The organism is Sphingopyxis sp., assembly GCF_019459305.1.
Lineage (GTDB): Bacteria > Pseudomonadota > Alphaproteobacteria > Sphingomonadales > Sphingomonadaceae > Sphingopyxis.
The window spans coordinates 1-9,944 of the sequence record NZ_JAIBES010000018.1 but is presented as its reverse complement, the minus strand read 5'-3'; the positions used below and the strand labels follow the sequence as shown (position 1 = coordinate 9,944).

Below are 9,944 nucleotides of genomic sequence, written 5' to 3'. Positions count from 1 at the left end.
GCCCCCCCACCCCCCTATGGCCAGGCCCGCGGGGCCACGCTGGGGGAGCCGCGGGGCCCCAATTACACCCCCTCGGGGGGGCGCCCAATCGTGATGGCGGCCGCGGGCAGCGACGACGGCAAGTTTGAGTGGGGGCCGGGGGTCGCGAAGGAAGACCGCGCGCACGGCGACGACAAGCTGACCTGCTTTACCTGTCACTTGTCGTGGACGACGAGCTGCGGCGGTTGCCATTTGCCGATCGAGGCAAACTGGAAAACCAAGATGCACCATTTCGAGGGCGAGGAGACGCGCAACTTCGCGACCTACAACCCGCAAGTAGCGCGCGATGAGATGTTCCAGCTTGGCCGGCACCAGCTGACCAAGCCCGGCGAACCCGGTCCGAACGGCGAGGTCCGCGGGATCATCACGCCCGTCCGATCAACCTCGGCGCTGATCTTGTCGTCGACCAACATCAACCGCGAGCGTATCTATGTGCAGCAGCCGCCGATCTCGTCGGCGGGTTATTCAAGCCAGGCCTTCGCGCCACATTTCCCGCACACCGTGCGCCGTTCCGAAACCAAACAGTGCAGCGACTGCCACGTGTCGGCGAGTGACGACAATAATGCGATCATGTCGCAGCTGATGTTGCTCGGCACCAACTTCGTAAACTTCGTCGGCCTCAACGTCTGGTCGGGAATGGAAGATGGTTTCCAGGCCACCCGCGTCACCGAATGGGACGAGCCGCAGGCGGTGATCGGAAGTTACCTCCACAAATATAGCTATCCCGATTACTGGAAGCTGCACGTCGACCAGAACGGCCGCGAGCTCAAGAAATGGGTGCGCGGCAAGACCTTCGACAAAAAGGGATCGGGCGAAACGCAAGCGCTCGAAGAGTTTGAGAATATCGTCCAGGACACCAGTGGCCGGGTGAATTGCCTCCAACAGCGCGGCGAATATATGTTCGTTGCCGAAGGGCGCGGCGGCTTCCGCATCTACGACGTCGCGTCGATCGGCAACAAGGGTTTCTCTGAACGCATCGTCCGCGCGCCCTTCTCGGCGCTCGGCCATGACACGCATGTGAAGACGAAGAATGCGACCTGCATGGCAATCGCGACGACGCAGCCTATCAGCGTCAGCCGCAACGAGAATATCGTCAAGAATTTCCCCGAGAACCACGAACAGGTGATGCACGACATCTACCGCTACGCCGTCATCACCGACAGCGTCGAGGGGCTGGTACTCGTCGATATCGACACGATGGCCGACGGCGAGTTTCGCAACAACAAACTGACGCGCGCGCTGACCTGGAACGAGGGCAATATACTGGCGGGGGCGCGGCATGTCACGCTGGCGGGCAGCATGGCCTATGTCACCACCGACGCTGGACTGGTCGTGCTCGACCTCTCTACGCCGCTTGCACCAAAGGTGACCGCGCAACTGCCGCTGACTGACGCGCGCGCCAGTGCGGTGCAGTTCCGCTACCTGTGGGTCACCGACGCCGAGGGGGTGAAGCTGTTCGACGTCACCAATCTGGCGGTGCCGGTCGCGGTGCCGGAGGGGACCGTCCGCCTCGCCAATGCGCGCAAAATCTATCTGGCACGCACCTATATGTATGTTGCGGCGAAGGCCGACGGCCTCGTCATCGTCGATGTCACCCGCCCCGCGGCGCCGATCGTCTGGCCGGGGCTGACCTTTGGCGGCACCATGACCGACGCCGAGGACGTTATCATCGCATCGACCAATGCGTCGCTGTTCGGTTACGTCGCCGATGGCCGCGGCGGCATCAAGGTGATCCAGCTGACCAGCCCCGATAATCCCGGCCTCTATGGCTTCTCACCCAAACCGACCCCCGAACTGATCGCCTGGGCCAAAACCCCCTCGCCCGCGCTCGCGCTGTCGAAGGGGCTCGACCGTGACCGCGGGGTCGACGAAACCGGCGGCCAGATGGCGGTGTTCGGGCGTCTCGGATCGCGACCGTTCACCCGGCCCGAAATGGAAAAACTGTTCCTCAACAGCAAGGGGCTGGTGTACAAGGTCCGCGACGAGGTCGACCAGGGCGCATGGCGCCCACCGCTGGTTTACGCGAATTGATGGCGAAGGCGGGTAACGACCAAAACCAGCCGTGGCCCCCGCCTTCGCGGGACGACTTGCAATTGTTAGCGATCGTTTAGGGCGAGCATCCTAGTGAACGAACCTTGCCACCACGTCGCGATAGCTACGGCTCACCTTCACCTGTGCGCCCGATCCGAGCACCAGAAAACATTCGCCGTTGGTGTGCGGCTTGACCTGCTTGACCTGTGACAGGTTGACGATCGTCGAACGGTGGACGCGCTGGAAGTTGCGCGGGTCGAGCCGTTTTTCCAGATCCTTCATCGTCTCGCGCAGGATCAGGCTGTTGTCGGCAGTGTAGATGCACATATAATCGCCCGCTGCATCGATGCGTTCGATGCTGTCCACATCGACGCGGAAGATCTGGCCACGATCCTTGATGTTGATCATCTTTTCATAACGGTCGGCGGCATGCGCGTCGGGCTGCGTTTCGGCGTCATAATCATCGACTGCGTCGGGAGCGACCTCGGCGAGAACCGTTTTCAGCCGTTCGACCTCGGCTACGCCGCGCTTCTCGGTGAGGCGCTGGCGCACGCGATCGAGCGCGTCGGCGAGCCGCTCGGGCTCGACCGGCTTGACCAGATAATCGACCGCCTGCGCTTCGAAGGCCCGGATCGCATGATCCGAGTAAGCGGTGACGAACACGACCAGCGGCGGTTCGACCTCCATCAATCCCTGAATCACCGAAAATCCGTCGAAGCCCGGCATCTGGATGTCGAGGAACACCAGATCGGGTTTGTGGGTCTTGATCTTGCGAATCGCCTCGCGACCATTTTGCGCAGTGTCGACGATTTCGACATCGGTATGCGGTTCCAGCCGCAGTTGCAGGCCCTGGGTAGCCAGTTTCTCATCATCCACCAGGATGGTTCTGATCGTCATGTCCGTTCGGTTCCAATCGTCATTTGCCCATCGGGCTGAAACGGAAACTCGATAATCACCGTGAACCCGCCATCAGCGCCGCGTTGGGCATCGAACCGGTGCTGGTCGCCGAAAGCCTGCGCCAGACGGTCCCTGATATTGGCTAAACCCACGCCGGTCGATTCCGTTGCAAGGCCCGTGGTGGGGTCCGCGCGGTCGGCTGACAATCCCGCCCCGGTGTCGGACACGGTAATCCGAACATTTTGACCGGCCAGCTGTGCCGAAATCGTGATATCCGCGCCGTCTTCCTGCGGCGTGACCGCATATTTGATCGCGTTTTCGACCAAAGGCTGCAGCAGCAGCGAGGGCAATCGGGCGCGTGCAACCACCGGGTCGATAGCGAAATGCGGGCGCAACCGCTCTTCGAAACGCATTTTTTCGATGTCGAGATAGAGTTTCAGCGTCTCGATCTCCTGCGCCAGCGTGACCTGCGCGGTGGGTTCATTGGCGAGCGTGTAGCGCAGAAAGGCGGACAGCCTCGACAGCATGGCATTGGCGGGCTCGGTCTGTTTGAGCAGCACCAGCGTCGAAATGCTGTTCAGCGTGTTGAACAGAAAATGCGGGTTGAGCTGATAACGCAGCATCGCAAGCTGTGCCGACGCAGCCTGCGCCTCGAGCCGGATAACGCGGTCATTCTGTTCCTCAAGCTGGAGGAAATAGTTGATCGCGAAATAGAGCGCCGACCATGCCGCGAGCGAGGTCGCGTCGATATAGACCGCGCCAAGCAGCAGGCTGGTGAATCCCGCTTCGCTGTTCGGATTCTGGATCTGCGCGACCCAGGCGTCGATAAACGCCCATAGTGCGGTGGCGATGCCCGACAGGCCGAAACTGACCCCCCACATCAGCAGCGGTCGGCGACTGATCAGCGCGCGGTAGCACACCGCAAGGATGAGCGAGAGCGAGAAGCCGGTGATCGCCGAAATCGTCTGCGGGACCAAGAAGGTGAGAGGTTGTCCATTGGCGAGCCCCGACACCCCACGCAGGCCGAGCCACGCGGCCCAACCCAATATCTGAAGATTCCAGAAGGCGCGGACCTTATTGTCGAAAAAAGGCCCTGGCGAAGACAGGCGAAACAGCGGCATGGGGGTCCGTAGGGTGGAGATGGTCAGCGGCTCTGCGCGCGAAAATGCATACCGGCGCGACCGGTCATTCGGCGGCCACCGGCGCCAGTCCACCCTCGGCGCGGACCCGCGCCTGACCGAGCGGCTGAAGTTCGGCGCGATGCTTCCACAACAATTCCTTGTAGTTGATCACGCGGCCATCGTGCGCGGTCAGCGTCACCGGCCCGATCGGCTGTTCGTCGCGCGCATCGACCAGCACCGGGGTAGACGGCACGCCGGCGCCCCATTTTTCGCCCCATTGGCGCAGCGCGATCATCGCGGGCAACAGTTCGATGCCTTTTTGGGTCAGCTGGTAGCGCACCTTGCGGCGATCTTCGGTCATCACTTCGCGCGCCATGATGCCATGGTCGACCAGCCGTGACAGCCGGTTCGACAATATGTTGCGCGCGATGTTCAGTTCCTGCTGAAATTCCTCGAAATGATGGACGCCGTTAAAGGCCGCGCGCAGGATCATGAACGACCAGCGTTCGCCCATCGCCTCCAGCGCCAGCGGCAGGGCGCAATTGCCCCCGTCCATATCGTTCAAAACTTCGCGTAATTTTCCCATAACCCAAGCCCTAACGCAAAATCGGCCGCCGCACCAAAAAAATATAGGGCCTGCGTTGCGTTTCGCAACGGGATAGATTGCCGCTACGGCAGACGCGACCGGTGCGCGCGCTAGGCTGCTTCAGGACGTGATCCGGTTACGCGCCACGATAACCCACCAGCGCGTGAGGGTCGGCAAGCGGCTGGCGACATGCCAGGGATCAGCCTGGAAGGCGCGGAGCACCAGATCGCCGCGCCAGCGCCAGTGGCTGCGCAGCACCAGCCCAAGCAATATTTCGCTGCGTCGGCGCGGCGGCAGCGTGTCGGGAAGGGCGCGCTCGACGATCTGCGCCGTGAGCGCCTGAATCACGTCACCGCGCTGGTTTGTCAGGCTGCCGCCATGCTTGCGATAGAGATAAAGATCTTCATCGAGGGTGACAAAGGCGAATTGCCGGGCCGCGCGCAGCCAGAAATCATAGTCTTCGACGCCGAACAGATCGACGTCATACCCGCCCAACGCTTGGGTCACACGGGCGCGATACAAGAAGCAGGCGCCGATATTATTACCGAGCAGAAGCCGCTCGACCGGACCAGCTTTTGACTGTCCCAGTTCGGTGCCATGTTCGTCGATCAAGGTGAAGGCGGCGTGTGCGATGTCGGCTTCCGGATGCGCGTCGAGCGTCGCGACAAGGCGGCCGAGCATTTGTGGCCGCAGCAAATTGTCGTCCGACGTCCAGCTGTGAAACGCGCCGCGCGCCAACGCAAAGCCCGCATTGAGCGCAGCGGGCAGGCCGACATTGGTATCGAGCTGCAACAGCCGGACCCGTTGATCGTGCGCCGCAGCAGCGGCCATGATCGCGGGCGATTCGTCGCGCGAGGCGTCATCGACCAGAATTAGCTCGAAATCGGCAAAATCCTGCGCGAGCACCGAGTCTATCGCTTCGCCGAGCCAGCGCGCCCCATTGTGCACGGGCATTACCATCGACACCCGTGGCGGCGTGGTCGAATCGAGCGTATCGGTCCCCATCAGTCACTTGTCCTAACCGCGACGACCGAAGCTTCCAATCGCCTTTACCAAAGTTGCTGACGCGCCAGCGATGCGCGCAATCAAATTTCGCATTGCAATTGGGCCGACATGAACGACATTGGACGCAATGCTGCGTCAATATGAACTTGTCGAGCGCGTGCGCGCTTATGACCCCGACGTCGACGAGGCGCTGCTCAATCGCGCCTATGTGTTCACCGTCCAGAAGCACGGCAGCCAGAAACGCGCCTCGGGCGATCCCTATTTCAGCCACCCGGTCGAAGTCGCCGGGATTTTGACCGACCTGCACCTCGATTGCGAGACGATCGTTACTGCGCTGCTCCACGATACGCTGGAGGACACGCTGGCTACGCCCGACGAGATCGAGCGCTTGTTCGGCGCGGATGTCGCGCGGCTGGTCGACGGGGTGACCAAGCTCAGCAAGATCGAAGCGCAGACCGAGAATGAGCGTGCTGCTGAAAATCTGCGCAAATTCCTGCTCGCGATGTCAGACGATATTCGGGTGCTCCTGGTCAAGCTCGCCGACCGGCTGCACAATATGCGCACGCTGCATTTTATCCAGAACCCGGAAAAGCGGCGGCGCATCGCCAAGGAGACGATGGATATTTATGCCCCGCTCGCCGAGCGGATCGGCATGTATGAATATATGCGTGAGATGCAGTTGCTGGCGTTCAGCGAGCTCGAGCCCGAAGCCTATGCCACGATCACCGGCCGCCTCGCGAAGCTGACCGCGGGGGGCAAGGACAAGGTCGCCGGGATCAGCCGCGACTTCAAGGAGTTGCTCGCTGCCGCGGGAATCGAGGCCGAAATCTCGGGACGTGAAAAACATCCTTATTCGATCTGGCGCAAGATGCAGGAACGCCATGTCAGTTTCGAACAGGTCACCGACATCATCGCTTTTCGCATCGTCACCCCGACCGACGCCGATTGCTATGCCGCGCTCGGGCTGATCCACCGCAAATGGAAAATGGTCCCCGGCCGCTTCAAGGATTATATTTCCACCCCCAAGCGCAACGGCTACAAGTCGCTGCACACCACGATCATGCACCAGCAGAATATGCGGATCGAGATCCAGATCCGCAGCCTGGGTATGCACCAACAGTCCGAATTCGGATTCGCTGCCCACTGGGCGTACAAGCAGGGCGGCACCGCCCCTGACGGTCAGGCGGGCTGGATCCGCGACCTGATCGAGATTCTCGAACAGACGCACGATGCCGAGGAGTTCCTCGAAAACACGCGCATCGCGATGTACCAGGATCGCATCTTTGCCTTCACTCCAAAGGGCAGCCTGCACCAGCTACCCAAAGGTGCGACCCCGGTCGACTTTGCCTACGCCGTCCACACCGGGTTGGGCGACCGCACCGTTGGGGCCAAGGTCAATGGTCGGCTGGTTCCGCTCCGGACGCAGCTCGCCAATGGCGACACTGTCGAAATTCTCTCATCCGACAAACAGACGCCGCAGCCGACCTGGCTGGGTTTCGCCGTCACCGGCAAGGCGCGCGCCGCGATCCGCCGCCATGTGCGGTCGAAGGAAAAGGTCGAGCTCGCCGCTCTGGGCCGCAAGATGTACGACGAAATTGCGCTGCGCCTGCCGAACAAGGTCGGCGACAAGGCGCGCAGCGCGGCACTGAAGCGGCTCAAGCTTGACGATGACAGCGCGCTCTATGTCGCGATCGCCAAGCAGCGGCTGTCCGACAATATGGTGCTCGAAGCGCTGGTTCCCGGCATTACCGCCGACATGAAAGCCAAGCCCGGCAAGTTCGGACAGGGCGCCGCGGTGTCGATCGCGGGACTGACCCCCGGCGTCGCGTACCAGCTCGCCGATTGCTGCCACCCCGTCCCCGGTGACCGCATCGTCGGCCTGGCTCGCCCCGGCGAGGGGATCGAGGTGCATGTCATCGACTGCCCCAGCCTCGCCGACGGGGTCGATGCCGACTGGATCGACCTGCGCTGGCAGGAGGACAGTGAGGGCGGCAACGCGCGGCTGTGCATCGTCATCCTCAACGAACCCGGCACGCTGGCCGAAATGTCGGGCATTTTGGCCGCCAATTCAGCGAACATCACCAATTTGCGGCTGTCGAACCGCGAGGGCGGTTTTCACACTTACGACGTCGTCGTCGAAGTGCGCGACGTCCACCATGTGATGCGGATTCTGTCAGCGCTGCGCGCGTCGGACACGGTGGTGCAGGCGGAGCGATTATAACATCCGATTTGGGATGGTGGGGAGCGGACGAGCCCCGCTCCGCGGAATGATCGTCGCTCACGCGAAGGCGGGGGTGATGCACCTAAAGCTGATGCCCGGTCCGATCTCGCTTCGTCGCCAGATATTGCTCGTTGTGCGGATTGGTCGGCAGCGCCAACGGCAGGCGTTCGACCACTTCGACGCCCTCTTTCTCCAGTCGCGCGACCTTTTCGGGGTTGTTGGTCATCAACCGGATGTGCGGAATGTTCAGCAATTTCAGCATCCGCCCGGCAATTGCGAAATCGCGCGCTTCGACCGGAAAGCCGAGCCGCAAATTGGCGTCGACCGTGTCATAGCCCTGATCCTGCAGCGCATAAGCGCGCAGCTTGTTGACCAGCCCGATGCCGCGCCCTTCCTGCCGCAGGTACAGCAGCACCCCCCATGGTGCGTCGGCCATCGCGTGAAGCGCGGCGTGAAGTTGCGGCCCGCAATCGCATTTCAGGCTGCCGAGCACGTCGCCGGTCAGGCACTCGCTGTGGAGGCGGACGACGGGCGGATTGCCGTCGCGCTGGCCGATGACCAGCGCGACATGATCCGAAGCTTCCTCGGGCGAACGGAAAGCGATAATTTCGGCGGTTTCGCTGGCCGCAACGGGGAGGCGCGCGCGCGCGGCGATCTGCAGGCGCGCCGGGTCGAGCAGCGTGGCGACATCGCCGTCGGTGCATCCTGTCTCGGCTTCACCGAAAGCGTCGCGGACAAAAAAGGCCGGAAGCAGGCCCGCATGGCGAGCCATCGTCATCGCGGCGGCCGCGGCGGCGTCACCGCCGGTGGCGATTGTACGAAACGGACCTTTGAGCGGGTGGGCGAGATCAAGCGCCGGGTCGGCGATCGCCAGCGCCGCGGCGACGGTGCTGGCGGCTGAGGTCAGGCGCACCGGACCAGGTGCCGCCGCGACACGCTGATTGGTCAGCTTCAGCGTTACCGCGCGTTCGCCCGACAGCAGAACATCGTGGCTGGCAAATTCCACGAGCGCGTCGTCGCGCGCGTTTTCGACCGCGAGCAGGTCGAGCGCGCCCCCCGCACCTTCGACGCGAAAGGGCCACCCCCGCCGCAGCGCGGCGATCGCGCGCGCGGCCCGGCGGCCCCCCTTATGATCGGAGTCGCTCAAAAAGCGAATTCCGTCACCAGCGGGATATGGTCCGACGGCCGTTCCCAGCTGCGCGCCGGCTGGACGATGCGGTGCGACACCGCTTTGTCAAGCAGGTCGGGGGTGACCCACATATGGTCGAGACGGCGGCCGCGGTTCGACGCTTCCCAATCCTTCGCGCGGTAACTCCACCAGGTGAACAGCGGGGTCGGCGCCGCGATGAAATGGCGGCCAAGATCGACCCAATTCGATGCCGCCTGCAACCGCGCGAGCGTTTCGACCTCGATCGGCGTGTGGCTGACGACATCGAGCAGCGCCTTATGGTTCCACACATCGCTTTCGAGCGGGGCGACGTTGAAATCGCCGGTCAGCACGGTGGGGGTGCCATTCAGCGCCCCCGACCATTCGGTCATACGGCCAAAGAAATCGAGCTTCTGCCCGAATTTGGGGTTGAGGGTGCGATCGGGAATGTCGCCGCCCGCCGGGATATAGACATTGTCGAGCCGGACCCCCGACGGCAAAGTCACCCCGACGTGGCGTGCCTCGCCATTCGCCTGCCAGTCATATTTGCGCACTTCAGTCAGCGGCACCTTGCTGACGATCGCGACGCCATGGTGCATCCGCTGACCGTGGGTGACGATGTGGGTGTAGCCCCGCGCCCGGAACATATCCTGCGGAAAGGTGCCGCATTCGACTTTGGTTTCCTGCAAGCACAGGACGTCCGGTGCTTCTTCGAGCAGGAATTTTTCGACGATGCCGATGCGGGCGCGGACGCTGTTGATATTCCACGAAGCGATGCTGGTGCGAGTCATGCGGTGGCTCTATCGGCGCCGCGCGCGCGGCGCAACGCAGAAGGTTTGGTGTGGGCGCGCCGAGCATAAAAAACCCCCCACCCACGGGCGGTGGTACGGGAGGGGT

The 9,944-nt window shown here is 62.7% G+C and carries 7 protein-coding genes and 1 pseudogene; 2 read left to right on the top strand and 6 right to left on the bottom strand.

All coding sequences use genetic code 11. The features are described from left to right. Positions 1–2,070 (top strand): annotated as a pseudogene (locus K0M74_RS02055) (hypothetical protein); the annotation flags it as partial. A 90-nt stretch (positions 2,071–2,160) separates the two neighbouring features. Here the strand turns inward: K0M74_RS02055 and K0M74_RS02050 are convergent. The 4 genes from K0M74_RS02050 to K0M74_RS02035 form a co-directional block, all read right to left on the bottom strand. Continuing rightward, the gene (locus K0M74_RS02050) at positions 2,161–2,967 is read right to left on the bottom strand and encodes a LytTR family DNA-binding domain-containing protein (protein WP_088440075.1); all 807 of its coding nucleotides are present in this window, start codon (positions 2,965–2,967) and stop codon (positions 2,161–2,163) included. Beyond that, on the bottom strand, positions 2,964–4,088 hold the full coding sequence (locus tag K0M74_RS02045) for a histidine kinase (protein ID WP_088440074.1): 1,125 nt from the start codon (positions 4,086–4,088) through the stop codon (positions 2,964–2,966). Before K0M74_RS02045 ends, K0M74_RS02050 begins: the two co-directional genes overlap by 4 nt. A gap of 64 nt (positions 4,089–4,152) precedes the next feature. Then, positions 4,153–4,674: a helix-turn-helix domain-containing protein gene (locus K0M74_RS02040; protein ID WP_088440073.1), complete on the bottom strand. Its 522-nt coding sequence runs from the start codon at positions 4,672–4,674 to the stop codon at positions 4,153–4,155. Positions 4,675–4,794: 120 nt separating this feature from the next. Then, positions 4,795–5,679 carry a glycosyltransferase gene (locus K0M74_RS02035; protein ID WP_293967386.1) on the bottom strand — a complete coding sequence of 295 codons (885 nt, stop codon included), beginning with the start codon at positions 5,677–5,679 and terminating at the stop codon, positions 4,795–4,797. 127 nt (positions 5,680–5,806) lie between these two features. Here K0M74_RS02035 and K0M74_RS02030 point away from each other — a divergent pair, with 127 nt between their 5' ends. Further along, positions 5,807–7,900, top strand: a complete 2,094-nt coding sequence (locus K0M74_RS02030; protein WP_293967384.1) for a bifunctional (p)ppGpp synthetase/guanosine-3',5'-bis(diphosphate) 3'-pyrophosphohydrolase — start codon at positions 5,807–5,809, stop codon at positions 7,898–7,900. 82 nt (positions 7,901–7,982) lie between these two features. Here K0M74_RS02030 and ribA read toward each other — a convergent pair whose 3' ends face one another. Then, on the bottom strand, positions 7,983–9,047 hold the full coding sequence (gene ribA, locus K0M74_RS02025; protein ID WP_293967382.1) for a GTP cyclohydrolase II: 1,065 nt from the start codon (positions 9,045–9,047) through the stop codon (positions 7,983–7,985). Beyond that, positions 9,044–9,838 (bottom strand): exodeoxyribonuclease III, encoded by a 795-nt coding sequence (locus K0M74_RS02020; RefSeq protein ID WP_293967380.1) that lies wholly within the window; start codon positions 9,836–9,838, stop codon positions 9,044–9,046. Before K0M74_RS02020 ends, ribA begins: the two co-directional genes overlap by 4 nt. Positions 9,839–9,944: the final 106 nt, after the last annotated feature.

Excerpts from the sequence above, each read along its gene's own strand:
- K0M74_RS02035 (WP_293967386.1), bottom strand. The coding sequence starts at position 5,679 with ATGGGGACCGATACGCTCGATTCGACCACGCCGCCACGGGTGTCGATG.
- K0M74_RS02040 (WP_088440073.1), bottom strand. The coding sequence starts at position 4,674 with ATGGGAAAATTACGCGAAGTTTTGAACGATATGGACGGGGGCAATTGC.
- K0M74_RS02050 (WP_088440075.1), bottom strand. The coding sequence starts at position 2,967 with ATGACGATCAGAACCATCCTGGTGGATGATGAGAAACTGGCTACCCAG.
- K0M74_RS02020 (WP_293967380.1), bottom strand. The coding sequence starts at position 9,838 with ATGACTCGCACCAGCATCGCTTCGTGGAATATCAACAGCGTCCGCGCC.
- K0M74_RS02045 (WP_088440074.1), bottom strand. The coding sequence starts at position 4,088 with ATGCCGCTGTTTCGCCTGTCTTCGCCAGGGCCTTTTTTCGACAATAAG.
- K0M74_RS02030 (WP_293967384.1), top strand. The coding sequence starts at position 5,807 with ATGCTGCGTCAATATGAACTTGTCGAGCGCGTGCGCGCTTATGACCCC.